The organism is Streptomyces sp. ISL-96 (genome assembly GCF_018614035.1).
Classification (GTDB): domain Bacteria; phylum Actinomycetota; class Actinomycetes; order Streptomycetales; family Streptomycetaceae; genus Streptomyces.
The window spans coordinates 23,213-48,764 of record NZ_JAGGPA010000006.1; the positions used below are offsets into that span (position 1 = coordinate 23,213).

At 67.4% G+C, this 25,552-nt stretch carries 17 protein-coding genes, 1 tRNA gene and 3 pseudogenes; 6 read left to right on the plus strand and 15 right to left on the minus strand.

Annotated elements, in window-relative coordinates; genetic code table 11:
* Positions 1 to 12 precede the first annotated feature (12 nt).
* From J7E96_RS04045 to J7E96_RS04105, 13 genes are all read right to left on the minus strand, one after another.
* Positions 13 to 1,173, minus strand: a complete 1,161-nt coding sequence (locus J7E96_RS04045; protein ID WP_215127515.1) for a 3-deoxy-7-phosphoheptulonate synthase — start codon at positions 1,171 to 1,173, stop codon at positions 13 to 15.
* A complete protein-coding gene (locus tag J7E96_RS04050) occupies positions 1,170 to 2,399 on the minus strand; it encodes an MFS transporter (RefSeq protein ID WP_215127517.1) in 1,230 nt (409 codons plus the stop codon). Before J7E96_RS04050 ends, J7E96_RS04045 begins: the two co-directional genes overlap by 4 nt.
* Before the next feature lie 4 nt (positions 2,400 to 2,403).
* Entirely contained in the window at positions 2,404 to 3,318 is a 915-nt protein-coding gene (locus J7E96_RS04055; RefSeq protein WP_215127519.1) for a prephenate dehydrogenase dimerization domain-containing protein, read from the minus strand.
* Between the two features lie 73 nt (positions 3,319 to 3,391).
* Positions 3,392 to 5,467: an aminodeoxychorismate synthase component I gene (gene pabB, locus J7E96_RS04060; protein ID WP_215127521.1), complete on the minus strand. Its 2,076-nt coding sequence runs from the start codon at positions 5,465 to 5,467 to the stop codon at positions 3,392 to 3,394.
* The gene (locus tag J7E96_RS04065) at positions 5,464 to 5,802 is read right to left on the minus strand and encodes a chorismate mutase family protein (RefSeq protein ID WP_215127523.1); all 339 of its coding nucleotides are present in this window, start codon (positions 5,800 to 5,802) and stop codon (positions 5,464 to 5,466) included. The genes pabB and J7E96_RS04065 overlap by 4 nt, the downstream gene beginning before the upstream one ends.
* Before the next feature lie 2 nt (positions 5,803 to 5,804).
* A complete protein-coding gene (locus J7E96_RS04070; protein WP_215127525.1) occupies positions 5,805 to 8,144 on the minus strand; it encodes an FAD-dependent oxidoreductase in 2,340 nt (779 codons plus the stop codon).
* A 54-nt stretch (positions 8,145 to 8,198) separates the two neighbouring features.
* On the minus strand, positions 8,199 to 9,743 hold the full coding sequence (locus tag J7E96_RS04075; protein WP_215127527.1) for an amino acid adenylation domain-containing protein: 1,545 nt from the start codon (positions 9,741 to 9,743) through the stop codon (positions 8,199 to 8,201).
* Between the two features lie 25 nt (positions 9,744 to 9,768).
* Positions 9,769 to 10,929 (minus strand): pyridoxal-phosphate dependent enzyme, encoded by a 1,161-nt coding sequence (locus J7E96_RS04080; protein ID WP_215127529.1) that lies wholly within the window; start codon positions 10,927 to 10,929, stop codon positions 9,769 to 9,771.
* A 23-nt stretch (positions 10,930 to 10,952) separates the two neighbouring features.
* A complete protein-coding gene (locus J7E96_RS04085; RefSeq protein WP_215127531.1) occupies positions 10,953 to 11,645 on the minus strand; it encodes a hypothetical protein in 693 nt (230 codons plus the stop codon).
* Positions 11,636 to 16,531 (minus strand): non-ribosomal peptide synthetase, encoded by a 4,896-nt coding sequence (locus tag J7E96_RS04090; protein ID WP_215127533.1) that lies wholly within the window; start codon positions 16,529 to 16,531, stop codon positions 11,636 to 11,638. The genes J7E96_RS04085 and J7E96_RS04090 overlap by 10 nt, the downstream gene beginning before the upstream one ends.
* 152 nt (positions 16,532 to 16,683) lie before the next feature.
* A complete protein-coding gene (locus tag J7E96_RS04095) occupies positions 16,684 to 16,917 on the minus strand; it encodes an MbtH family NRPS accessory protein (RefSeq protein WP_215127535.1) in 234 nt (77 codons plus the stop codon).
* A gap of 11 nt (positions 16,918 to 16,928) precedes the next feature.
* Positions 16,929 to 18,059: a saccharopine dehydrogenase NADP-binding domain-containing protein gene (locus J7E96_RS04100; protein ID WP_215127537.1), complete on the minus strand. Its 1,131-nt coding sequence runs from the start codon at positions 18,057 to 18,059 to the stop codon at positions 16,929 to 16,931.
* Between the two features lie 3 nt (positions 18,060 to 18,062).
* The gene (locus tag J7E96_RS04105; RefSeq protein ID WP_215127539.1) at positions 18,063 to 18,884 is read right to left on the minus strand and encodes an HAD-IIA family hydrolase; all 822 of its coding nucleotides are present in this window, start codon (positions 18,882 to 18,884) and stop codon (positions 18,063 to 18,065) included.
* Between the two features lie 760 nt (positions 18,885 to 19,644).
* Between J7E96_RS04105 and J7E96_RS04110 the strand changes: the two genes are divergently transcribed.
* The 3 genes and pseudogenes from J7E96_RS04110 to J7E96_RS04120 all read left to right on the plus strand — a co-directional run.
* Positions 19,645 to 19,718, plus strand: a tRNA-Phe gene (locus J7E96_RS04110).
* Positions 19,719 to 19,790: 72 nt separating this feature from the next.
* On the plus strand, positions 19,791 to 20,165 hold the full coding sequence (locus J7E96_RS04115) for a hypothetical protein (RefSeq protein ID WP_215127541.1): 375 nt from the start codon (positions 19,791 to 19,793) through the stop codon (positions 20,163 to 20,165).
* A 221-nt stretch (positions 20,166 to 20,386) separates the two neighbouring features.
* Positions 20,387 to 20,920: pseudogene (locus tag J7E96_RS04120) on the plus strand (IS110 family transposase); the annotation flags it as partial.
* An 84-nt stretch (positions 20,921 to 21,004) separates the two neighbouring features.
* Here J7E96_RS04120 and ltrA read toward each other — a convergent pair.
* Entirely contained in the window at positions 21,005 to 22,171 is a 1,167-nt protein-coding gene (ltrA, locus tag J7E96_RS04125; protein WP_215127543.1) for a group II intron reverse transcriptase/maturase, read from the minus strand.
* Between the two features lie 679 nt (positions 22,172 to 22,850).
* Between ltrA and J7E96_RS04130 the strand changes: the two are divergent.
* The 3 genes and pseudogenes from J7E96_RS04130 to J7E96_RS04140 all read left to right on the plus strand — a co-directional run.
* A pseudogene (locus J7E96_RS04130) lies at positions 22,851 to 23,507 on the plus strand (transposase); the annotation flags it as partial.
* An 825-nt stretch (positions 23,508 to 24,332) separates the two neighbouring features.
* A complete protein-coding gene (locus J7E96_RS04135) occupies positions 24,333 to 24,587 on the plus strand; it encodes a type II toxin-antitoxin system VapB family antitoxin (protein WP_215127545.1) in 255 nt (84 codons plus the stop codon).
* A complete protein-coding gene (locus tag J7E96_RS04140; protein WP_215127547.1) occupies positions 24,587 to 25,006 on the plus strand; it encodes a PIN domain nuclease in 420 nt (139 codons plus the stop codon). Before J7E96_RS04135 ends, J7E96_RS04140 begins: the two co-directional genes overlap by 1 nt.
* Positions 25,007 to 25,192: 186 nt before the next feature.
* Here the strand turns inward: J7E96_RS04140 and J7E96_RS04145 are convergent.
* A pseudogene (locus J7E96_RS04145) lies at positions 25,193 to 25,540 on the minus strand (DNA-binding response regulator); the annotation flags it as partial.
* Positions 25,541 to 25,552 lie beyond the last annotated feature (12 nt).

Sequence of the window (25,552 nt, forward strand, 5' to 3'; positions counted from 1 at the left end):
CCGTTGATGGTGCTATTGATGCCGCTGGCTGACCGCACACCTTGCCCACTCGGATACCACCAACAGCGCTTGGCCGGGATTCAGCCGAGGGTCGCAGTATGTCGTGTACCGCTCTCCCACCAGATCAAATTGCTCCGAATCGTAGACGCACTCGGTGATCTGATCCGGAGTGGTTTCTATATGCAGACCACCGACCACTCCACCGGCGTCGCGGATGGCCTCCGTGGCCTGCCACACTTCCGAAATGACATGTTGTATCAACCGGGTCTTCAAGGCGCCGGGGGTATTCACCGTGTTTCCGTGCAGAGGGTCTATCAACCAAATCACCGGGTGCTCGGCGACACGAACCGACTTGGCCAGGCCCGTCAGCTTCTCCGTGGCTCTGCCTGCGCCCATACGCGCGATGAGGGTCAGTCGGCCGGGCACGCGATCAGGATCCAGACGCTCGCACAGGGACAGCAGTTCGTTCTCGGCGATCCCAGGGCCGATCTTGCATGCCACCGGATTGACAACCTGCGCGAGCAGCGCGACATGAGGGCCCTCAAGGCTGCGGGTCCGGTTGCCGATCCACGGCCAGCGGGTCGAGCTAAGGAACTGATGGCCCAGCTCATCGCGCCGTACCAGCGGTAGTTCGTAATCGAGCAACAACGCTTCATGGCTCGTCCACACCTGAGTGTCCCGGTTCAGATGGGTCATGATTTCGCGCGCTGCGTGGTAACCCTCCAGCATGCGTCGCGGCTGCGGTCGTCGAAGCAGCGGATCCGGTACGGGACTGTTCACCATGTGCCCGCGGAACGCGGGCAGTTCCCGGCCATCGATCACCTCGGTCGGCCGGGATCGCGGCTTGGCGAACTGTCCGGCTATGCGCCCCACACGGGTGACGGGAAGTCCCGTGATGTCCGTGGCTCGATCGGCGAGTTGAGTGAGCAGCTCCACCTTGCTGCGCACATGTGCGACTGTCCGCTCCGCCGGGTCCTCGGCGCAGTCGCCGGCCTGTATCACCAGGGCGTTGCCCAAGGCTACGTTCGCGAGGGAAGCCCGTAATTCTCGTACGTCTTTCGCCTGCACCAGAGGAGGACTGACCGCCAGCCGGGCGGTCACCTGGGCCAGGGCCGCCCGATCGGACCACTTCGGCTGCTGAGAGTCGGCTCCATGGCTCACTCCATGGCTCACTGAGCTTCTCCTGCCGCAACCTTCGCGGCATCCATCCGGAGCACTCCCCACCGCACGGCCGGAACCATGAGAAGACTGGCCGCGACGAAGAGTGCGCCGAGCAGAATCCAGCCGAACGATCCCCAGTAGACGAGCAGGCCGGTCAGCGCCAGCGGGCCGATGAGCTCCGCCACGGTGTGGCCGGATCCGAAGAACGCCTGATACTGACCGTGCCGGCCCTCGGGCGTGAGACCGAAGCTGATCTCCCACGTAGCGGGCGACTGCATCATCTCACCGAGGGTCTGAATCGCGGTGGCGGTCAGGAGCAGAGCCACCGCCGACCATGTCGAGCCGCCGCTCCCGGAATAGGCGAAGACCACACAGCTCGCGCCGAGCAGCAGGCCGCCCCTCACCACGTACCGCCCCGCACTCGCCATGTCGGTGACCTTGCGCGCGACGCGTACCTGGAAGAAGACGACCGCCAAGGTATTGAGGACGAACATGGCCGCCACAATCCACTTGGGAGACTCGGTGTGCATGACGATCCACAAGGGCAGGGCCACGTCGATCAGCGGGCCGTGCAGTACCAGGATCGCGTTCAGCAGGCTGATGACGACGTAAGGGCGGTCCTTCAGCACCGTTTGAGATTTCTCGCCCTTTTCCTTGGCCGGAGTCTGGGCGACGCGCGGCACTTTCAGCAGCACCAGTGATGCTGCCAGGAATCCACACGCGTCAAGGGCGAACGCGATGAGGTACGCCTCTCGCGTGTCGAAGAACAGCACCATTCCGCCCAGCGCGGCCCCGATCGCCAGCCCGGCGTTGAACCCGGCCTGAAGAAAGGCGCGGACCGTGGTGATCTGGTCCTTGGGCACGACCCCGGCCAGCAGCGCCTGTTGAGCCGCGGAACCGCTGCGCTGCCCGACGGCGTAGAGCGTGGCCGCCAACAGGAACAGCGGGAAGGAGCGAATGAAGACGTAGGAGCCTACGGCAAGGCCGGCGCAGGCGTAGAAGAAGATCGCGGTTTCCCGCGCGCCGAGGCGGTCCGTGACGTGTCCGAGCGGTATGCCGAACGCCAGCGCCACGGACCAGGCGATGGTCAGGCCGAGACCGAGCTGGGCCGGTGACAGCCCGACGATTTGCGTGAAGAACAGTGCCGACGTCACGTAGTACGCGCCGTCACCGGTTCTGCTGATCAGCTGAACCACGGCGAGGGTGCGGGCCGGACCACGCAGGTCGGTCGCTTTCATTGTTCTACTCCCCTGATTTTGCATTGCCTTCTCGTCCGTCACTGAACGGCGCCAGGCTTATGGGTGGACTCGCGCTCTGCTCGGCGAAGACGAACGAGACGCTTGCGAACAGTTGGGCGCACATGTCTTCCAAGGGCCGGCGTCGCTCGCCGAGAACACCGGCGACATCACTCAACAGCCCTTCGAAATCGGCGGCGTGGCCGCTTTTCACGACGCCTCGCAGGTGCTCCACCCCGCGGGCGAGCGCCTCATGAACGTCCGCTGTCAGCGGGTTTCCGGACTGGACGTCCCAGTACACCTCGGGGGCACCGGAGCTGATACGGGCCAGCAGGGCCAGCAGGGTGGCATGAGGTGGTGGCGCGACGGCGATCAGCTCCTCGACGTTCGCGTCGAGGGTATGCAGTGCGTGCCCGAAGGCCAGTACCGTCGCGTGCGTCAGCGCCTGCGAAACAGCAGCCAGCCGGTCGTGCCGCGCTGCGTCCATGCGCACGACCCGTCCGCCGTACGCCTCGACCAGGGCCAACAACTCATCGACCAGAGGCCCGTCATGGAACGCCACGGAGGCCACCGGCCGCCCCCGCATCCCCAGTGCCGGAGCGAACATCGGGTTGAGCGACACGGCTTGACGACCGTGATAGCCGCGTACCGCGGTTGCCATTCGCTCCTTCACGGAAAGGGTGTCGGCCAGCAACGCTCGTGCGGGGAGCACGTCCATCAAGGCCGACACCGCCGCGACAGCCACCGGCTCCGGCACCGCGAGGAGCAGCAGATCCACGCGTGATATCTCAGCGCCCACGTCGTCGCCGGGTGCGCGGATGTCCCCGGCGATCCAGCGCACACCCGGCTGCGTCGACGCCGGAGGCTGGGGATCCACCACGCACACCGAGACGCCGGATCGGACGAGCAGCGCGGTGAACATCTGGCCGATCGCGCCGGACCCGCCGGCCACGACAGCGCGCCGGATGCCTCCCGGGGGCGTCGCGGTTTCGGCATTACTCATGCTGGCCCTCGCCTTCTTCGGCCGGTCGCACCGAGCCGGTGAGCGCCAGCACCATCGCGCGGGACTTCACCAAGGTCTCCTCGAACTCCGCGACAGGGTCGGAAAGGCTGATCACCGCGCCGCCGACTCCGAAGGAGGCTCGCTCAGGCGTCGCCACGATCGTACGGATGACGATGCTGAGATCCGCGGCGTTGCTCAACGAGAACCAGCCGAGCGAACCCGAGTACACCCCGCGCGGCCCCCCTTCCAACCGATCGATGATCTCCATGGTGCGGAGTTTCGGCGCACCGGTCATGGAGCCGCCGGGAAAACAGGCCCGGACACATTCCACTGCCGACACCCCTGGACGCAGACGGCCACGGACGGTGCTCACCAGTTGGTGCACCGGAGCGTACGTCTCGACGTCGAACAGCTTCGGCACATGAACGGAACCCACGGTGCAGACGGTGTTCAGGTCATTGCGAAGCAGGTCGACGATCATGAGGTTCTCGGCGCGGTCCTTCTCGCTGTTCAGCAGGTCCTCGCGCAGGGCCAGATCCTCTGCGGGTGTCGCCCCACGCGGCCGCGTGCCTTTGATCGGCTTGCTTTCCGCCACTCCGTTCGCGTCGATGGCGAGGAAGCGTTCCGGGGACGCGCTGAGCACGGCGACATCCGGAAACTCGAACAGGGCGCCGTACGGGACGGGGCTGATGTCCCGGAACAGCCTGTAGGTAGACGATGGGTCAGGAATCGCGTCGGTGCTGAACATGTTGGTGAGGCATATCTCGTACGACTCTCCGTTCTTGATCTCCTCAAGGCATTCGTGTATCCGCGCCAGGTACTGTGCGCGGTCGTGGCGCGGAACGAAGGCGTCCCCGAGCGTCGCGGAGGTGACCGGTGGACGCCGCGGGTGGGTGTCGGGCGAGGGCAGCAATTCGAGGCGGGTCGCGGTTCTGTCGAGCCACTTCACGGCGTCGGGGTCGTGGGCAGTCGTGCCCAGAGCCAGCAGGTACGTGCAGTGATCGGCGTGGTCTACGATGACCGCCCGGTCGGTGAACAGCAGTGCGGCGTCGGGCGTGGGCGAGGTGTGTGCGGCGTGCGCCCCGATCTCGGCCTTGAGTTCGTATCCCAGATAGCCCACGTAGCCGAGGTTGAAGTCGAAGGGGAGATCACCCGAAGCGGGTGAACGTCGGGAGCGGAGTTGCGCGTCCAGGTACTCGAAGATGTTCTGATCGTGGTGCTCGATCAGCCCGTCGGCCTTTTCCACCCGTACCGTGCGCGTGGCCACCCGGTAGGTCACGTACTCGGCAAGCGGGCCCGTTCCGTCGCCCAGTATCGAGAAGCGGGAGTTTCCGTCGGCGTGCGAGCTGCTGTCCAGCCAGAAGCCGCACCGCTTCCCGGCGAAGAGTTCGGCGTGCACGGTGGCGGTGTCGGGGTAGCAGGCCAGGCGGCGAACGTGCAGCGGCGGGGGGGAGGACGGTCGGGTGACGCGGGCACGGTCGCGCTGGCGCAGGGTAAGTGCCCGGAAGTTCCCGAGCAGTTCGCGGCCGTACTCACTGGAGATGGACTCCGGATGGAACTGCACTCCCCAGACCGGCTTGCTGCGGTGTCGCAGCCCCATCAGGACTCCGTCCTGCGTCCATGCGGTGCGGCTCAGCTCGTCGGGAAGTTCGGTGACCGCGAGCGAGTGGTAGCGAACCGCGGAGAACGGTGACGGCAGTCCGGCGAAGAGTTCTTCGCCGGTGTGGTGTATGTGCGAGATTCTTCCGTGCATCGGCTCGGGCGCGTGCTGGACAGAGCCGCCGAACAGTTCCGCCATGCCCTGGTGTCCCAGACAGATGCCGAGCACCGGTAGGCGCGAGTCCAGGATCGCGGCGGCGCTGACGCCGAAGTCCCGCTGCCGGCCGGGGCGCCCGGGCCCCGGCGAGATCACTATGTTGTCGTAGTCCCGAGGGCTGAGCGCGGACCAGTCGACGTCGTTGCGCACCACCGTAGGCGGTTGCCCGTTCACCTCGCCGAGCAGCTGGTAGAGGTTGTACGTGAAGGAGTCGTAGTTGTCGATGAGGAGTGTGCGGACCGGTTCGTTCACCGCGGGCCCTCCGCGACGGTCTCCGCGCCCCGGCGCCCCTCGTCGATCACTAAGGTCTCGACCCGGCAGGTCTCCCCGATGATCAAATCGTAGAGCTGGGACAGGAAGGCTTGGCTGACCCCGTTCTCGGCGCCGTAGTTCGCGGCACGCTGCTGGACCGCGTCTATGCGGTGCGGCTGCATCATCGGCACCGCGTGCTCCCGCTTGTGGTGTGCGATCCGCACGCAGACCTCGATACGGTCGCGCACGGCGTCCAGCAACCGGTTGTCGATAAGGTCGAGTTCGGCACGCATGTGGGTCAGGCCGTTCTGGTCGTCGTTTTCCGTTGCAGCCATGGTCACTTCCTGAAGGAGGTGGTGTAGCGGGGACGGTCCTCCTGATCGCGGTGGCCCTCACCATCGCCGAAGAGGCCGGACGCCGCCAGCAGGCCCGGCACGACCTCGATCTGCGGGTCGTCATGCTCGATCGCCAGTGCGCCACCCGGCCGCAGCAGCCGCCCGGCGCGGGAGATCACATGGCGAATCACGTCGAGCCCGTCGGTGCCGGCGAAGATGGCTCGTTCCGGGTGGTACTTCCCGAACTCCGGCGAGATCTCGGTGCCGACAGGAACATAGGGAGGGTTGGCCAGCACCAGATCGACCTTGCCGTCAAGGAACGTCAGCAGCTCCCCGTCGGCGACATCACCCGCGTGCACGGTGATCGTCGTGTCACCCGCCGCCGCCCGCGCAGCCGCGTTTCCGCGTGCGCACTCCAGCGCCGCCTCGTCCAGGTCGACCGCGTGAACCTGGGCATCCGGGCGGGCGTGGGCCACGGCCAGCGCCACCGCAGCGGAGCCCGTGCAGAGGTCGACCACCACGGGATTCTGGATGTCGGAGATGGCCGACAGACCCCATTCCAGGAGTCGTTCGGTCGGGAACAGAGGCGCGAACACGCTCTCGGTGACCGCTACCTCCACACCACCCAACCGAGCGCGCCCAAGGATGTGGCCAAGGGGTATCAGTTCGGCTCGCCTGGCCGCGAGCGCACGCACCTCGTGTGCGGCCTCCTCGGACACCTGGTCCTTGGGCCCGGGCGAGCCCAGGACGTGGGCCAGTAGCGCGTCGGCGTCCTGTCGCGGGCGCGGCACGCCGCCGCTCGTCAGCGTGCGAACAATTTCCCCAGCGAGATCGTCGACCGTCAGCTGCCCGCGGCTCGGGCTCTGGGCCGCCGGGGAGGAGCCGCCGGCCTGCGGCACGCCGCCTCGGCTGGCCGCGTAGTAGTCGAGCAGGGATTGCGTGAGTACCGGGTTCAGGCGCGAGGCCGCGAGCAGCTCCGGCGGCGGCGTGAACGTCGGATCCAGCTGCTGCGCCCGCTGCGTGTAGGCGACGTGCAGGTAGTGCTCCATGGTGGCGGGCCAGTAGATGGGGACGGTCCAGTCGGACTCGTAGCCGGTCGCCAGCATGTGGGTGACGGTGGCGTCCACCACCTCCTCGCGGCTTGCGGGCTGGATGGGGGAACGGACCGGCCTGAAGGGTTCCAGGTCGATGGAGGACGCCTCTTCGAGCAGGAGCGCAGTCATCTCCCGGGCCAGCAGTGGCGACAGGGTCAGACCGTCCCTGTAGGTACCGGTCATCATCCACAGGCCGCTGAGCCCCGTCTCACCCAACAGCGGCATCCCGTCGAGCGACACGGGCCGGTTTCCGACCTGGATCCTGCGCAGTCCGCTGTCGGCCAGGTCCTTGCGGACCTGGCGATGGGCGCAGTTGAGCAGAAAGAGGACATCCGAGATGAGCGCGGTCTCGCGCGGCTCGACCGAGACGATGTTCGTCGCCCCCACATAGACCTGGCCGCCGGGGCGCGGGACGACGTGCAGACCGCAGGCGAAGGCGCGATTGGGCGTGCGTATCACGCTGGGCGGGCAGGTGCCGTCCGCGGTGTCCACCACGGCGGAGACGCCGTAGCCGCTGATGAGCCGGGGGATCTGGACGGCCTGTTCGGGCACGCTGTCCAGGACGACTTGGGAGTAGGCCCCGGCGGCCAGCACGGTCTTGCCGGTCCGCAGTATCGTGCCCGACTCCAGCGCGATGCCGCGCACTCGTCCATGGGCATGGTCGACGCGCGTCGCGCGCTCCGCGATCAGCATTCCACCGGCGGCCAGGAACGCCTTCTCCAGGCGCATCAACAACTCGGTGGCGTTCACCGCGTGTTCGTTCGGCAGGAACATCGCCTGGAGCGGACGTGCCGTGGGCTCGGCGTCCAGCCAGTCGATGTCCTCGGGATCCACGTCCTCGAACTTCTCGCCGTACGTGATGAGCGATTCACGGATGGCTTTGTAGTTCCGGGTGTCGATCCCGGGCACGCCGACGGTGTTCAGCATGACGACGGTTCCCTTGGCCGTCAGCAGATCCGTGTCGGTGGAGTCGAGGCGAAGCCGGCTCAGCCACTCGGGCCACAGTTTGCTCGCCTGGTGGGCCCAGTCGAGCTTGATCCGACCGTGTTCGCTGGTCAGATGGTCGGCTGTCACCTCCCCGAAGGCACCGAGCATCGCTCCCGCGGCCGCGGACGCGGCGCCCGGTCGGTGCGGTTGACCCAGCACGGCCACCCGGACCTTGCGCCGGGCGAGTTCCAGGCCGAGCGAGAGTCCCAACGCGCCATTGCCGACCACCACGACGTCGTACGAGTGATTTCCCTCAGACATCCCTATGTTCCCTTTCCGAGCCGGATCTTCCAACTGGCTTCCAACTGGGGTGAATCAACTCGACAGTTCCTCGGCCAACCGTCGCCGGTCGACCTTTCCGTTGGCATTGAGCGGAAAAGCTTCGAACGCTGTCAGCGAGGCGGGAACCATGTAGGAGGGGAGCCTTTCCCGGAGCGTTTGGAGCACGACTTCGGTGCTGCCGATCCGGCCCGTGTACGCAGCGGCCAGTACGGCGTCGCCGCCGGGTGCCGATCGGGCGACCACGATGGCGTCCCGTACCCCGGGCTGTTCCCGCAGTGCTGCTTCGACCTCGCCCAGTTCGATGCGGTATCCGCGCACCTTGACCTGATGGTCCAGACGCTCGCAGTAGATGTAGCCGTCGGCACTGACGCGAACCCGGTCACCGGTTCGGTACCAATGCCGGTCGGTCAACGGGGTCCCCGGGTCGTACGGCGTTGCTCTGTCTCCTTCGTAGGTCAGGAATCGGTTCTCGTTGTTCGCCGGGTCGAGGTATCCGGCGAAGCGCTGCGAACCCCTGACGCACAGCTCACCCTCCTCGGCCTCCCTTCCGTCGGCGTCCAGGACAACGCATTCCAGTGAGCTGAGGCCGTGTCCGATGGGTACGGTTCCGTTGGCTGTACGCGGCCATCGCGCCACCTCCTTGGGCAACACGTACTCCGTGCTGATGATGGTGAGTTCGGTCGGCCCGTAGGCGTTCTCCACCACCCCGTTCGGTGCTGCCGCGTGCCAGGCCTCGGCCTGTTGGAGGGTGAGCGGCTCGCCGGCGAACACGCTGTGCCGCAGCGTGGGCATCGACCCCGGCCGCAGGGGTTCCACCCGCTGCGTCAAGGAGATCACCGAGGGGACCGAGAACCAGTGCGTCAGCTCGCGGCGCCGCACGAACCGGGCCGCCGCCAGCAGATCGTTGCGACCGGGGACCACCACCGTGGCGCCGGAGCCGAATGCCGCGAACATCGCCAGTACCGACAGATCGAAGGTCAGGTCGAACGGTTGAAGCACGCGGCACCCGGGGGCAAGCTCGTAATGCGCGATGCAGTGGCTCAGATACGCCGAAATATTGCGGTGCGCGATAGGCACCCCTTTGGGCTCACCGGTGGAGCCCGAGGTGAACAATATATAGGCCAGGTCTTCCGGCCGGACGACGGTTTCAGGAAGGTCACCCGCACCCGCATGCTCGCCGCAGTCCACGGCGAGCATGCGGGCGGGCAGGCCGGCGCCGGCCCCTCCCTGGTCGACTTCCGGGTCGACCAGCACCAGGTCAAGCCCGGCGGCTCGACCGATGACCGCGTTACGAGCGGCGGGGGACGACGGGTTGAGCGGCACGACCGCGCCGCCGAGCCGCTGGACGGCGAGGTAACCGGCGTACGCGGAAAGCGTGTCCGCTGCCGCCAGCAGGCCGACACGCCTGGGCACGACGTGGTCATGTGCTTCGAGCAGCCGGACGGCAATGTTCTGCGCCATGCCTTCAAGTTCCGCGTAGCTGACGACCTGACCGGCTGTCTGCAGCGCGGGCTGATGCGGGCAGCGCTTCGCCGAGGCGGCGAACCACTCATACAGAGGTGTGGTTTTCGAGTTCATTCCAGTCTGGCCCGCTCCGTCGCGACTACGGCAGGTGGTCGAGCGGCGTCGATCCGCTGACCACCATGACGATCCGGTCGTCGGGTGCCAGCCGGCCGGCCTGCGCGGCCTGCCGCAGCCCGCCCCAGCAGATGAAGGCGGACTTCTCCGTCTCGTACGCCAGCGGAATGTCCAGCTCGGCGCAGGCGTCGATCAGCAGCGGGGCCTCCGCCTCCACCCTTGACGGCTCCACGGGGTCGACGTGCGCGCCGGTTTCCGCCACCAGCTGACGGACCAACGGCAGCGTGCGGTTCGGGTTCGTCGACTGGAGCGTGGGTTCGAAGGCCTTCTCCGGCGCCACCATGTCACCCAGGTCGATCTCGTCACGGCCGTCCCGCAGCGCCTCGCCCAGCACTCCGGCGTCCGATGCCTGGAACAGGCGGTAGGTGTGCTCGCCCACTGTCGGCAGTCCCGCCGCCCCGGCGCGGCGGATGCCGCGCTCGATGCCGAGCGGGCCGTAGCCGCTGGCGATCGTCACCGCGATGATCGTGGCGTCGGCGCACCGCTCCGCGATCGCCAGCCCCAGCGGTACCTTGCCCTCGATCTTCCACTGGCTCGGTGTCAGCCGCAGTGCGCCGTGTTCCTTGCTGAACGCGATGGCCGCCTCGGCCGCGTCGGCCATGTTGCCCGGCACGGCCACCACGCGCGACTTGCCCATCGACCTGGTCGGGCACTTGTAGGCGGAGGCCTGCGGCACGAACGCCGTGCACGTAACGCCCAGCCTGTCCGTGTAGTACTGGTAGGACCGCGCGGTGTTGCCGGAGCTGTGCATCGACACCGACGACAGCCCCCACTCAAGGCACTTGGCCGCTATGAGCACTCCCTCGTTGTCCTTGAACGTGCCGGTGTCGTTCCAGGTCTGCGGCAGCAGGCGCACGGACGCGACACCGAGCGCCTCGGCCAGCCGCGGGCTCTCCACGGGGACCAGAGCCTTCTCGTTGCTGCGCAGGTTGTCCGGCTCGGACACCGGGAGGAGCGCGGCGTAGCGGCCGACCCCCGGGACGTCGGTGACCGCGTCCGCCCAGCTCCCGACGTCGGGGAGGGACGGCGTCAGTGCTTCGCCGCAGCGGGTGCACAGCCATTCGTTGGGACCGTCCACCGTGCCGACACCGGGCACGCTGGAGCATGTGTTGCAGATCAGCTTCATTCTCTCGCTCCCTCGGAGGAAATTCAGGACGCGTCGGGCGACGCTTGCCGGGAAAGCCGCATGATCTCGGAGACGCGCTGGGTCACCGAGGCCGGATCGTCGTGCCTCTGCGCGAGCGCGGCGCCGCCCATGGTGAAGCCCCAGGCGCCCGCGGCGGCGATGTCGGTGATCTGCGCCGCGTCGCGCACGCCTCCCGCGATCAGCAAGGGCACGTTCGCCGCGGACGCGGTGCGCTTCATCAGCAGCACAGGGTCGTAGGAGGTCTGCCGGTACGGCATGAGGACCACGCCCGCCACGCCGTCCGTCGCGCTCAGCCGCTGCGCCTGAGTGGCCAGCTCATCGGGCGAGCTGTCCAGCACCAGCGGGCTTCCGGACATGGCTCCGGCGAACGGCCAGTACTCGATCGAGTCGTTGCCCGCGAAGGCCGCTGCCGCGCTCGGCCGCCACGTTCCGACCACCCGGTCGACGCCGAGGTCCAGCGCCAGTTGGCATCCGGCCTCCTGGCCGGCGTCGCTCGTGTCGGCCAGCTCCAGCAGGACCGACCGGCCGTCCGTGTGCGCGGCCTCGGTCAGGTCTTTGGCCATGTGCGGATCGGTGCCTACGTCCTTGAAGGCTATGAGCCGGAGTTCATCGACCGACAGCTTTTCGTACACGTCGATCGCGTCCGGAATGGTCCGGTCCTGTTCGGTCAGCATGAGGACGAAGTTCAACGCCACGTGCGCAGCTCCTTTGCCATGTCGTGGGGTGTCGGGTTGCGGAACAGCACCTGCAGGGGCAGGTCGACCGCGCATGCCTTGTTGATCCGCGCGATCAGCTGTATGGCCAGCAGTGAGTGGCCGCCGCTCTTGAAGAAGTGGCTGTGGACGCCCAGGCTGCGGTCGTCCAGCAGTTCCGACCACAGGCCGGTCAGCAGGGTTTCCGTTTCGTCGCCCGGGGGTGTGGCATCCCCTTCGCCGGCGGCGACGGACGTCGCCTCTGGCATCGCGGACCGGTCGACCTTCCCGTTCCTGGTCATCGGGAAGCTGTCGAGCCGCAGGAGTGCCGACGGGATCATGTACTCCGGCAGCCGGGTCTCCAGGGCCCGCAGGATGTGCGCCTCCGTCGTCGTCGACGGGGCCACGAAGTACGCGATGATGCGCGTGTCCCCGGCGGGCCCGTCCCGCAGCATCACCGCGCTGGCGGTGACGCCCGGCTCGCGCAGGATCGCCGCCTCGATCTCACCGAGCTCGATCCGGTAGCCCCGGACCTTGACCTGGTTGTCGCGTCGGCCGATGAACTCCAGGTCCCCGGTCGAGGTCAACCGCACGATGTCGCCGGTCCGGTACAGCCGGCGCCCGGCGCGACCGGTGAACGAGTCGGGCACGAAACGCTCGGCGGTGAGGGCCGGCCGGTTGTGGTAGCCGCGCGCCATGCGACCGCCGCCGACGAGCAGTTCCCCGGCCACACCCTGGGGCACGAGCTCGCCGGACGCGTCGACGACGAAGGCGTCGTACCCCGGGAGCGGGACACCGATGCTCAGCGGCTCGTCCGGTTCGATGACCGTCATCGTGGCGGCATGGGTCTCGGTCGGGCCGTACAGGTTGTACGCCTGCCAGGGGCCCGCACCCAGCGTGCGCCAGAGCTTCTCGCTGACCGCCTCTCCGATGACGAGCATCTTCGTCGTGCCCGGGATGTCGCCCAGCACGCCGAAGCTCGTCGCCATGTCCAGTTGGGACGGCGTGCAGTCCATGAGCTCGATCTCGTGGCGGATCAGGAGATCCACCAGCCGATGAGGATCGCGCCTGACGTCCTCGGGGACGATCACCATCGTCGATCCGCCGGCCATCCAGGAGAACTGGATGACGTGGCCGTCGAAGAAGACCGGGGAGTTGAGCGCCACCGCCTTCGGATGCGGTCCGTCGCCGAGGATCTCGCCCGCCAGGGATACGGCCAGCCAGTGGATGCCCCGATGGCTCATCGTCACGGCCTTGGGCAGACCGGTGGAACCGGAGGTGTAGATGAGGTAGGCGAGATGGTCGTGGTGCACGCTGACAGCCGGACGGTCCGTCGGGTACGGGGTCCAGGTGTCCTCGTCGTCGAGGAGGAGCACCTCCCCCCGGTCTTCGAGGCGCGGGAGTGTGTCGTGGTCGGTCAGTACCGTGGTGCTGGCGGCGTCGTCGAGCATGTAGTGGATGCGAGCGGGCGGAAGCGCGGGGTCGATGGGCAGGTAGGCGGCGCCCGCCTTGAGGATGCCGAGTACCCCGGCGACCATGTGCGGGGACCGCTGGGTGCACAGCGCCACCACGTCCTCGCAGCCGATGCCCTGGCTGCGCAGTCGCCAGGCGATGCGGTTGGCCCGTTCGTCCAGTTGACGGTATGTCCACGCCTGCTCGGCGCAGCGGACCGCGATGGCGTCCGGGGTCCGGTCCGCCTGCCGGGCGAACTCTTCGTGCAGGCCGACGTGGTCCGGCCACGTGATCCGGGGTGCGGTGCCGGCCGCGATGAGCTCGGCTCGCTCGGCGGCCGGCAACAGCTCCACCCGTGACGTCCGCAGCGAAGCCGGATCGTGTCGCGTCATCGAGTCGAGGACGGTGAGGTAGTGGCCGGCCATGCGGCGGACGGTCGTGGCGTCGAAGAGGTCCGTCGCGTAGGTGAAGCCACCGGTCACTCCGTGGGGTCCGTCCACGAGGTCGAGGATCACGTCGCAGACGGCGAAGCCGTTCTCGAGCCTGGTGAAGTCCAGGCTCAGGCCGTCCCGCAGCGAGTCCTGCCGCGCTGCCGCGACGTCGAATCCGAACATGACCTGGACCACCGGCGACCTGCTCAGGTCCCGCGCGGGCCGCAGGGCTTCCACAACCTGCTCGAAGGGCACGTCCTGATGGGCGTACGCGTCGAGGCACGTCTCCCGGACACGGCCCAGCAGCTCGGAGAGGGTGGGATCGCCGCTCAGGTCGGTGCGCAACGGCAGGGTGTTGACGAGGAACCCGATCAGCTGCTCCAGCTCGATCCTGTTGCGGTTCGCGATGGGGGTGCCCACGACGATGTCCGTGCCGGCGGTGTGGCGAGCGAGAAGGATCTTGAACCCGGCCAGCAGGGTCATGAAGAGGGTGACGCCTTCGCGCTTGCCGAGGTCCCGGAGCCGCTCCACCAGCTCCGGCGGGATCAGCACCGGCTCGAACGCACCTCGGTGCGACTGGACGGCCGGGCGAGGCCGGTCCGTCGGCAGGTTCAGCGCGGTCGGCGCGTCCGCCAGGTGGTCCCGCCAGTACTCGAGCTGTTCGGCGGCCGGTCCGCCGGCCAGCCATTCCCGTTGCCAGTTGGCGAAGTCGATGTACTGCAGCGACATCTGCGGCAGGTCCGGGGCGGTCCGGTCCACCCGGGCCCGGTAGCAGTGCGCGAGTTCGCGGGTCAGAACGTTGAAGGACCAGCCGTCGAAGGTGATGTGGTGGACGGTCAGCACCAACAGGTGCTCCTGCGCGCCGATGCCCAGGAGGTGGGCCCGGAGCAGCGGGCCCACGGTCAGGTCGAACGGTTCGCGCACGATGCCGTTCACGCGTGCCCGTACGGCGTCCGCGTCCCGCCCTCGAAGGTCGTGGAATTCCCACGGCAGGTCGATCTGCTCCAGGACGACCTGTTCCGGCCGCTCGGCGCCGGAGGGGAAGACGGTCCGCAGGGCATCGTGGCGGTCGACCACGTCCGACAGGGCCGCCCGCAGTGCCGCCGCGTCCAGCACGCCGAGGAGGCGGTACTCCACGGCGGCCGTGTACGTGGTGGTTCCCGGTTGCAGCTGCTCCAGGAACCACAGCCGTTCCTGAGCCGGTGACAGGGGTGCGCGGCCGTCGCGTCCGGCGGGGCGGATCGGTTGGACCTCTGCTGTGCTCCGGGCCCCGCGCAGTCGCCCGGCCAGCTTCGTGACGGTCCGGTCCTGGAAGACGTCCCGCGCTGACAGCGAGACGGCGAAGACGGACCCGACCCGCGCGATCAGCCGGGTGACCAGGAGCGAGTGCCCGCCCAGCTCGAAGAAGTCGTCGTGGACGCCGACGCGGGCCGGGTCGATGCCCAGGACTTCGGCGACGAGGTCCGTGAGGAGCTGTTCCACGGGGTCCCGCGGGCTGACGTGATCCTCACCGGAGCCGACGGGGTCCGGCTCGGGAAGGGCGGCTCGGTCGAGCTTGCCGCTGGACGTCAGGGGGAGCGCGTCCAGGCGGGTGAGCGTGGACGGCACCATGTAGTCCGGCAGCCGGGCACTCAGCTCGGCGCGCAGCTCCCTGGTGTCCGCGCTCCCGGTGACGTAGCCGGCCAGCCGGGTCCCGTGCGCCGGGTGGTGGATCGCGGTCACCACGGCGTCCTTGACACCTTCGAGCCCCGCCAGGGTCGCTTCGATCTCGCCCAGTTCGATGCGGAAGCCGCGCAGCTTGACCTGCTGGTCGATCCGGCCGAGGAACTCCAGTTGTCCCGTCGTTCCCCAGCGGACGAGGTCGCCCGTGCGGTAGAGGCGGGCGCCCGGGGGGCCGAAGGGGTCCGGGATGAAACGTTCCGCGGTCAGGCTCGGGCGGCCGTGGTAGCCGCGCGTGACTCCGGCGCCGCCGATCAGCAGCTCTCCGGCCTCGCCGTCCGGGACCGGGCTCAATATCTCGTCCACGACGTACACGCTGGTGTCGCGGATCGGCGAACCGATGGGCAACGGCCCCGGGCCCTGGTGCAGGCGGGCGGGCAGGTAGGTCGAGTTGACGCAGGTTTCGGTCGGCCCGTAGAAGTTGACCACCTCGATGCCGGGGACCTGCGCCGCGCACTCGGCGACCAGCTCGGGCTCCAGCGCCTCTCCGCCGCACATCAGCCAGCGCAGGCCCGTCCCGGCCAGGGCACGCACGGCGAGGGCTTCGCGCAGCACGGGCGGCGTCACCCCGAGTACGTCGATGCGCCCGCCGGTGACCAGCTCCCGCAGTTCGTCCATGTCGATCCCCGTCTGGCTCGGGGTGAGCACGACCGTGCCGCCGGAGGTCAGCGGACCGTATATCTCCAGGTTCGAGGCGTCGAAGCTGAGGGACATGCGGTGCAGGAATCGCAGCGGCTTGCCGCGCCAGAGGTCCGAGACGACCCAGACGGTGTGGTTGACGATGGCGCTGTGCGGGACCATGACGGCCTTGGGCCGGCCCGTGGAGCCCGAGGTGTAGATGAGGTAGGCGAGATCGCCGGGGCCAACCGTGACGTTCGGGCGGCTGCGGGAGTGCCGCGTCCAGGTCTCCGCGTCGTCCAGGACGAGGGTGTCCAGGTGGCTGCCCGTCCGGGCGGTGGCACGGTCGGCGAGCAGGAGCGTGGCGCCGGAGTCCTCGAGCATGTAGGCGATGCGGGCGGCGGGAAGCGCCGGGTCGACGGGCAGGTAGCCGGCACCGGCCTTCAGAACACCGAGCAGACCGGCGATCGTCGAGAAGGAACGGCGGGTGTGCAGGGCGACGATGTGCCCCGGTCCGACACCCTGTGCGAGCAGGCCCCAGGCGATCTGGTTGGCTCGCTCGTCGAGCTGTCGGTAGGTCCACTCCTGGTCCTCGAAGACCAGGGCGGTGCCTTCGGGGGTGCGGCCCACCTGGGCTTCGAACAGTTCGTGGAGAGAAGTCTGATCCACTGGAGTCTGGATTAACTCATGGTGGGTGGAATCCTCAATGCTGCTCAAGTCTGCTCCTGCCGGATAACGGTACTAGACGTCTGAACGGCTGACTTTTGACGGTCTGGCAGAGTGGACATCAAGGCGGCAGATCCCTGCACGCCGAATATCGATCAGCGTGCGCCAGGTGCGGGCTCCGACGGGGCCGCTCTGCGGCGCAGACTCGACGGGCGCATATCAGTCCAGACTTCTTCTATGTACGCGAGGCAGTCGGCTTTGGGGGCGGCTTCCCGTACTACTCGCCAGCCCGCGGGGACCTCCCTGCCCGCGGGCCATATGCTGTATTGGTCCTCGTCATTGACGACCACGCGGTAGGGCATGGTCAGGTCGGCGTCCTCATCCGCCATGGCGATTCCTTTCACGCGAGTAATGCGTCGAGGTGCCTGGCCCGTTGCTCCAGATCGGCGACCGGAAGCGGATCGGCAAGGCTGGGGGCGAAATCGGCGACCGCGTTGCGAGCCTCCGAGGTGAAATGAACGGTGCCTTCGTTGTCGATGTGCTCCACGCCGTCGCCGCGCGCCTGCTTTTCGTTGAACGCGATCGATTCCGCTCGATCGACCCCGGGCGGCAGGTCAAGGCTGACGGCGCCACCGTCGATCCGTACGGGATAGCCGCCCGGAAGTCCGCCGGGTGCGGCAGCCGAACAGCGCAGGGGCGCCGCGCCGGGCAGGAGAGCGTGCAGCGCGGGGATCGTCGCTGCTGCCGTGACCTCGTTGTAGCGCTGGGTCCGCATGATCGATGGCGCCTGGTAGGCGAGCTTGTCGTCGCGTCGTCCGTCCTCGCCCAGGAAGACCCTGCAACGGTCGGCGGGATCGGCTGGTTCACGGGACAGCATGGTGCCGAGCAGCTGAGAGTGGTGACCGATGACGCGGATGCGCGGCACCCCGGCATCCGGCCGGGCGGCGCGCAGCGCGGCGCGACAGCGCAGCTGGATCATCGCGGCGTTGCCGAGTCCGAGGGTGGGGGCCAGTCCGAGCTGGGCGAGGATCGGTCCGGTCACGTCAGGAAACGAGAGATTCGCGACCGGCCCGGTGTAACCGGCGTCCCGGGTTGCTCGCATGACGGCCAGCAACACCGGGAGCTGGTACGGAAGTTGCAATGCCAGACCGGCGCCGAGCAGGGCCGAAGCCGCCGCGTCCTCGCGCCCCGCCAGCGACCAGGGCCCCCGCACAGCCGCGCATTGCACCACCAAGTCGGGACGCGTACGGGTGAGCAGGTCGGCGACTTCGTCCTGCCGGGTCGCGTTCACCGTAACCGGTTCGACCACGCCGTCAGAGATGCTTGCGGCGGTGCCGGCGATAGCCTCGACGGTCTCGGTGGACCGTCCGGCCAGCACCAGGCGCCGCACGCGCCCGCCCTCCGCCAAGCGGTAGGCGAGCCGCTCTCCCATGTCGCCCATGCCGATGACCAGCACGGTGCTCGTACGCGTAGGGCTCGGGAGTCCCGACGATGCCGTGGGGTACTCATCGTTCTCCGCACGGGGATGCATGCCTCACCTCCTCACTGCGTCGGTGGAAGCCGCGGGACCGGCGAGAAGGTGGGTGATGCTCTCACCGATGTAGGTGGGACGGACGTCGGAGTCGGCCAGCATGTCGGGGGTCGTCACGCCGGTCAGAACCAGCAGTGTGTCGAACCCGGCCCGGCGCCCGCCTTCGATGTCGGTGTCGAGCCGGTCACCTGCCACCAGCGGACGTCGGGCGTCGAGGGCCTTGGCCTGCTGCTGGAACAGGGTGGGCTCGGGTTTGCCGACGGAGAGGTCCGGCTCACGGCCCGTGGCGGCGGTGAGGGCTGCGATGAGGGCCCCGTTGCCGGGGACTGGACCGCGCTCGGAGGGCCAGGTCTCGTCCAAGTTCGTCGCCAACCACACTGTTTCTGGACGCTGCAGGGTGAGGGCGGCTTCCGCGAGGATGGGCCAGCTGGTGGTGGGGTCGAAGCCCTGCACCACGGCTTGTGGCCTGTCGTCGGCGGAGCTGACGGGCTTGAGCCCGACGGCCGCCACCTCGTCACGCAACGCGTTGGGGCCGACGACAAGGACTGCCGCGCCGGATGGAAGGCGCTGAGCCAGGGCAGCGGCGGCGATGCTGGTAGGCGTAACCACTTCGTCGGCAGTGGCGCCGATGCCGGCCTTGCGTAACATCTCCGCCGCCTCGCCCGGGCGGCGGCGGGGGCTGTTGGTGACGAAGCGCACCGGCACGCCCTTGGCACGGATGGCCGCGACTGTCTCCGCCGCGCCCGGGATGGGCTGTTGGCCGAGTACGAGGACGCCGTCGACGTCCAGCAGAATCAGATCGTAATGGTCGATGAGGGGGCTCAATTCGGCCAACCTAACGTACGTCGACAGCTTCCCACCAGAGAAAGTGAAATCCTTGGAACGCGCTTCATGTCACCCTCTTCAGGTTCGCAGCCTCGAACGCGTTGACCCGGACGGGCCGAGCGCATTCATCAGCCTGCTGTCGGTTGTTCACGTAGTGTCGGACTAGACCTGCGAATTATCCATACTGTACGAGTGATGCATCGAATTACCGAAAGACGGGAGAAGCTCTTATCGAAGTTCACTGAACCGGTCACACGACCCGGACCCACCGGAGCAGAAATCAACGAACGCGTCGATTCAAACTACCGCTCAATTAAACCATCGGCCATTCATGTGACAACGACTGGGCCGGCAAATAATACGGACCCTATTTCTCCTTGCTTTTGGGGCGATCCGTACGTCCCGCTGTGTACCGCCGGAAGGCTAACACTAGGTTTGGTGAGCATGTCAAGATCCGGTTGGAGCGCAAGCGCCGGGCGTGCGTTGACCGTTCGACCCGGCGCCGCCCCGCCCCGGTCCGGTGCGGCCGCATCCGCGAACAGGGGTTTCTTCGTGTGCGGGGCATGATTGCGACGGGGCGGGGGTAGGAAGCGGTGCCTGTCGTTGATCGAGAAGGGCGCGCTGCCGTCGGTGCTGAGGAGGAGGGTCCGGTGACCAGCGGTTACCTCAGTCTCCCGGTGTCATCGCGGGTCAGCGGGGGAGTCATGTCGGGTTCAAATCCCGTCAGGACCGCGGCGTTTCCCCGCGAAGCGAACCGCGTGGCTGGGTAGCTCAGTTGGTACGAGCGATCGCCTGAAAAGCGATAGGTCGCCGGTTCGATCCCGGCCCCAGCCACACAATGAGAGTACGGAACGTGAGGCAATGCCCCGTTTCAGGCTTGGAGTTGGGTGAGGGGCCCTGGTCGGCATGGTGGCCCGACGGTTGGGCGTGGAGCTGAGCGAACAGGCCGGGTTCGGGTTCGGCGAGGACACTCCTGGTGGCCAGGCGTTTCAGCTTGGACCGGATGCCTTCCGTGTTCTTCGGCAGGATCGGCAGGGCGAGGGCCGCGCGCAGGTCGCGGGCCCGCATCGGGCGGCCGGTGTCGGCGAGGGCGGCGAGGATCTGCTGGTAGGCCGGATGGTCGGGCACGTCGGGGTGGGCCGGCTCGTCGGCGGGTCCGGGGCCGGGATGGCGAGGAGGGTCTTGCAGGTGATCTGCAGATTCTCGCTCTCGGCGTCGAGTTCGTCCGAGACCCAGCTCCAGACGGCCGCCGACCGCATTCAGTCGGTCCTACGTTGTTGATGGGTCGGATGGGCCAGTCGTAAGGTCCGGAGATCCAGAGACACCGGGTATGGCTTTCAGTCGGTTGCCCTCGATGGTTGCCCTCACCTGGCCGCCCGGTGTCTCACGGCGACTCGACCGCTGATTAGGAGTGCGGGCCCCTTGCGGGTGCATCGCTGAGTAGGACCACGCTGGCGAGGTCGTCCGGACGAACAGCACGTATCGAGCGGCTGGAGGAACAGGTGGCCCAGATCTGGGCGGGCACGGACATCGGCAAGACCCACCACCACTGCGTGGTCCTGGACGCCGAGGGCAAGAAGCGGCTCTCGCGCCGCGTGCTGAATGACGAACCGGAACTGCTGGTATTGCTCGCCGACGTTCTGGCCCTGGACGAGGACGTGGTCTGGGCGGTCGACGTCGCTGACGGCATGGCCACCCTGCTGATCAACCTGCTGCTCAATCACGGGCAGCAGCTGGTCTACATACCCGGGCTGGCGGTCAACCGTGCCTCGGCCGGCTACCGGGGCATGGGCAAGACCGACGCGAAGGACGCGACCGTGATCGCGGACCAGGCCCGGATGCGCCGGGACCTGACCGTCCTGCGGCCGGACGACGAACACGCCGTCGAGCTGAGGATCCTCACCAACCGCCGGGCCGACCTGAACGCGGACCGCACCCGCCGGATCAACCGCCTGCGCGGCCAACTCGCCAGCATCTTCCCCGCGTTGGAGAGGGTCCTGGACCTGGGTAACGTTGGCCCGCTGATCCTGCTGAGTCGGGTCGCCCGGGGGAATCTCACCCCCGGGCTCCCACAGAACGGAGCGTGACAATCTCTCGTCACTCCGCTCTTGTCATCCTGATCACCAGGCCAATGCGGCAAGTGTCGTGTCCGGCCAGTGCGCGAACATCCGCGGGTACCGCTTAGCGATCTCCTGGAGCTTCGCGATGGCCTTCCGCAACGGCGCCAACCGCCGATACTTCCTGCGGATCCAGCGCACCAGGTAGGCGTTGATGCGCTGAAGGAACGGGATCAGTACCCAACGGCCGTAGCGACCGTAGTAGTTGATCCACCCTGCAACGACGGGATTGATCCGCCGTGCGAGGTCGGTGAGGGTCGAACCGGTGCGGTGTGGCAGCCGCCATGAGCGGACTTCCGCACTGATCCTCTTCAGGGCGTCCTTGCTGATCGCCGGGGAGAAGGACAGGAATGTCTGTCCGCTCTGAGTTGTCCGGCTTGCTCTGGCGCGGAAGGTGTAGCCGAGGAACGTGAACTCCATGTGCTCGTAGGAGCCTCGGCGTTTCGCGTCCCGGCAGTACACGATCCGGGTCTTGGCCGGGTGAAGTTCCAGCCCGACCTCTTCCATCCTGTTCTGGAGCGCGGCCAGCACCTGGCGGGCCTGACGCTCGGTGACGCAGTGCAGCACCGCATCGTCCGCATAGCGTTCGAAGAGGACGGTCGGGAACTCCCGACTCATCCACATGTCGAACGCGTAGTGGAGGAACAGGTTCGCCAGCACGGGAGACACCGGGGCGCCCTGGGGCGTCCCGCGTTCCCGCTCCAGCAGGCTGCCGTCAGGCCGTTGCGAAGGTGCGGCGAGCCATCGCCGCACATACAAATTCACCCAGACGGCGTCGGTGTGCGCTCCCATCGCCTTGACCAACAGGTCCCACCGGACGCTGTCGAAGAACTTCCGGATGTCGAACTCGACCACCCAGTCGCGCTTCCAGCAGCGTTCCCGGCAGGCTCCGACCGCGTCCAGCGCGGACCGTCCGGGCCGGTATCCGTAGCTGTCCGGGTGGAAGATGGGATCCACTCGTCGCATCAGATGCCGTGCTACTACGGTCTGCGCCACCCGGTCGGCGACACAGGGAATGCCGAGCATCCTCGTGCCACCACCGTGGGGCTTGGGAATTTCCACCGCGCGCACCGGAGAGGGAAAGTACGAGCCCGACGACATCCGGTTCCAGATTTTATAGAGGTTGTTCCTCAAATCCTTCTCGAACTCGTCGATGGACTCACCATCCACGCCCGCCCTTGTTCGCCCTGACTTCCTCCCACGCCTCCTTCATTTCCCACTTCGAGATTTCGAACGGCTTGGCCTGTGATTTCAACCGGCCCATCGAATTCCTCCCAGATAATCCTGGTTGATACGACACACTCGGTCACGGACGACCCGGCCCCTTCGCTCCACCCCCATTACAGAGGCTTCACCACTACTACGAGCCGGTCCGCCGGCGCACCCCGCATCGGTACTCAACCCCTTGCGGTTTCTGCCGCTTGGGGCACTCCCTCTCGCCACCCGCAGTGGGTGGACAGTGTCGGAGCACGCCTTCTCCTGTTCCGTGCGAGAGCAGCAGACCGGGATCACGTCGCCTTCATGCCGGACACCGCCTGGCCAATAGGTGGGTTCCCGCCAGGCTCATCCCGAGACAAACCGGAGCGCCTCGGTTTCGATGTCTTCTGTTCTGTTTTCGACACGTCAGCAGCGATTCGCTTGCGCTCGTCTTCCCAGTCCCTACCTGACACCTCTTGGATGCCTTTTCCTCATCGCTCACCACGACAGTCTTCAGCTAACGCGGCATGAGGTGGTTTGAAGCCTTCCCCCACAGGACGACTCCGAAGGGCCGCAATCCTTCATCTCTCGCACAGCATCATTTCCAGAAGCTGCCCTACTACCAACTCCTATCTATGTTCAGGACACACCCGGCTACCAGACTCCCGCCGCCCTGCGCCGAACCGGTCGCGGCCGGTTGGAGACCTGACTGCGCAACCGCAAGGTCCGCAGCCCCCAGGCTCTGGCCGAGGCAGCCCTCGAAGCGGCTGAGCGGCAGCACACGACTGTCACCGGGGAGAAGGCCACCGCGCAGGTGATCCACACCCTGGCGAAGGAGGTGATGGGCCTCAACGAGCAGATCGCCGAGATCGACAAGCTCATTGCGGCCCGGTTTCGCGACCACGAGCTCGCCGAAGTGATCGCCAGCATGCCCGGCATTGGCCCGCTTCTGGGGGCGGAGTTCCTGGCCGCCACCGTCGGCGACATGAGCCGATACGGCAGTTCCGACCGCCTGGCCAGCTTCGCCGGAGTGGCCCCGGTGCCCCGGGACTCCGGCAACGTCAGCGGCAACCTGCACCGGCCCCGGCGCTACCACCGCGGGCTGCAACGCGTCTTCTACACCTCCGCACTCATCAGCATCCGCAACTGCGACGAGTCCCGCCGCTACTACGAACGCAAGCGCGCCGAAGGCAAGCGACACACCCAGGCCGTCCTCGCCCTGGCCCGCCGACGCGTCAACGTCCTGTGGGCCCTCATCCGCGACGGAAAGTGCTTCCAACGTGAACTCCCTGTCACTGCCGCTGCTTGACAACAGCATTAGGAGGTGACGGGACACCGTCCCCCTTCCGACACTCACCAGCCGGCGCCTCGCCGATTCTGCGTCCGCCAGAGAGACCCGACCCGCGCAGGGCCTGATTGTTCGGATCGCGCAACTCTCACATCCGTCGCGCCCCTCAGGCCGCAGGGCTCACGGGGAGGCCTCTGCACGCTTGGCCACCACATGGCCACCACACCGAACCGGACAGATAGGGACGGACCGCCGAATGATGCAAAAGAGCAGGTCAAAGTCACGTAGGCCATTTCGGCCACTCCCGGTTAAGTTCCGACCTACGCATTGCGATGCGTAGACGGCACGTGCCCGATTAGCCCGAATTCCAAGGTCGCCAGAAACAAGAAACCCCAGGTCACGGCGAGTGAGTCCTGGGGTTCCTCAGAGCCGCCTTCGGGATTCGAACCCGAGACCTACGCATTACGAGACCAACAGCGATCAGGTTGCGTAGTGCCGCCCCATGCCACCGAGTGACGTTTTGCCTGATCAGAGCACGTGCAACAGGTTGAGCAGTGCCACCCCGTGATGCACCGTCCAAAGGCGTCTGTCCACCGGCTGTCCACCGGCAGGGCCGCCCGTTCGGCTGCCCATCGCCCGCCCCATCACTTCTGGCGAGACCCCGACACAGGCAGAGCCTGCCATGAGGACGACTGTCCGCCTCCCACAAGGGGCAACAGCGCGACACCGCGCAACCGGGTGCCGAAGTCCCCATCCACAACGACAGCCTCAGTCAAAACGATATCTACTGCCGTCGGTCGATGCTATCGTTTTCATGGCAGGAGCATTCGCGAAGGGACCATCCGCATGGCCAGAACCGTCATCGACCTCGACGAAGACATGGTCACCGAGGCCATGCGCATCTTCGGCACCAAGACCAAGGCCAAAGCTGTCCGCCTCGCCATAGAGGACGCCGTCAAGAGACACCTTCGACAGGAGGGCTTCGACGCCATCGAGGCCGGTGAACTCGACTTCAGCGAGATCGTAGAGAACACCGGCCCCCGCAACGCCGACGGCTCCCTCAAGCACACCGGCGACTGCGACGGAGGCCGGGCTGCCTGATGCAGGACCGCTACCTGATCGACAAGTCCGCCCTGGCCCGCTGGGCGAAACCGAACGTCAAGGAGGTACTCAGGCCCCTGCACGAGCGCTACCTCCTCGCCGTGTGCCAGCCCACCGAGTACGAGATGATCCACTCCGCACGGGACAGCTCAGAGGCGACCCGGATCAGCACCTGGCTCCACGCCTTCGACTACCTCCACGCCGACGACCACACCTTCGCCCGCGCCCTGGAAGTCCAGCGCCACGCTCTCAACGCAGGCTTCCACCGCGCACTGTCCCTCCCCGACCTGCTGATCGCCGCCACGGCAGAACTGCACCGGCGGACAGTCCTCCACTACGACGGCGACTTCGACATGATCGCCTCCCTCACCGGCCAACCCACCGAATGGGTCGTACCGCCCGGCAGCGCCGACCGTTGAGCAGGTCGAGGTCTTCCGCCTCCCAGCCGCTCTCGCGGGGCGGGTACATCCATTGCGGCAGCGCGGTACTCACAGTGACGCTGCCTCCTCGGTGCCAAACGCGTCCGGTTCACCGTCAAGGCTGCCATGTGCTCCTGCCCCGGGCGGGACGTCCTGAGGCTGTGCCCCGCCCGGCCCGGTCCCCGATCATGGTCTGGCTCTGACCAGCCCGGCGTCGTAGGCAATGATCACCGCCTGAATGCGGTCGCTGAGCGTCTGCAGCCTGGGGCCTTCGGGCGCGGGGGTACCGGACGGGGCGAGGACCTGGTGGGCGTAGGCGTCCAGCAGGCGGCGGGTCAGGCTCGGGGCGACGACGGCCTCGCCGATGGCGACTGCCTGGATGCCGGCCACCAGTTCCTCGAGGCGTGCGCCCTTGAGCAGGAAACCGCTGGCACCGGCGCGCAGGCCCTCGTAGGCCTACTCGTCCAGGTCGAAGGTGGTCACGATGAGGACGCGGGTGCGGCCGCCGATGGCGACGATCTGGCGGGTCGCCTCGGCCGATGAACC

What these genes read in the sequence shown, in the direction of transcription:
- J7E96_RS04050 (WP_215127517.1), bottom strand. Translation starts at nt 2,399, where the DNA reads ATGAAAGCGACCGACCTGCGTGGTCCGGCCCGCACCCTCGCCGTGGTT.
- J7E96_RS04055 (WP_215127519.1), bottom strand. Translation starts at nt 3,318, where the DNA reads ATGTTCACCGCGCTGCTCGTCCGATCCGGCGTCTCGGTGTGCGTGGTG.
- J7E96_RS04065 (WP_215127523.1), bottom strand. Translation starts at nt 5,802, where the DNA reads ATGGCTGCAACGGAAAACGACGACCAGAACGGCCTGACCCACATGCGT.
- J7E96_RS04070 (WP_215127525.1), bottom strand. Translation starts at nt 8,144, where the DNA reads ATGTCTGAGGGAAATCACTCGTACGACGTCGTGGTGGTCGGCAATGGC.
- J7E96_RS04075 (WP_215127527.1), bottom strand. Translation starts at nt 9,743, where the DNA reads ATGAACTCGAAAACCACACCTCTGTATGAGTGGTTCGCCGCCTCGGCG.
- J7E96_RS04080 (WP_215127529.1), bottom strand. Translation starts at nt 10,929, where the DNA reads ATGAAGCTGATCTGCAACACATGCTCCAGCGTGCCCGGTGTCGGCACG.
- J7E96_RS04095 (WP_215127535.1), bottom strand. Translation starts at nt 16,917, where the DNA reads ATGGCGGATGAGGACGCCGACCTGACCATGCCCTACCGCGTGGTCGTC.
- J7E96_RS04100 (WP_215127537.1), bottom strand. Translation starts at nt 18,059, where the DNA reads ATGCATCCCCGTGCGGAGAACGATGAGTACCCCACGGCATCGTCGGGA.
- J7E96_RS04115 (WP_215127541.1), top strand. Translation starts at nt 19,791, where the DNA reads ATGGTGGCCCGACGGTTGGGCGTGGAGCTGAGCGAACAGGCCGGGTTC.
- J7E96_RS04135 (WP_215127545.1), top strand. Translation starts at nt 24,333, where the DNA reads ATGGCCAGAACCGTCATCGACCTCGACGAAGACATGGTCACCGAGGCC.
- J7E96_RS04140 (WP_215127547.1), top strand. Translation starts at nt 24,587, where the DNA reads ATGCAGGACCGCTACCTGATCGACAAGTCCGCCCTGGCCCGCTGGGCG.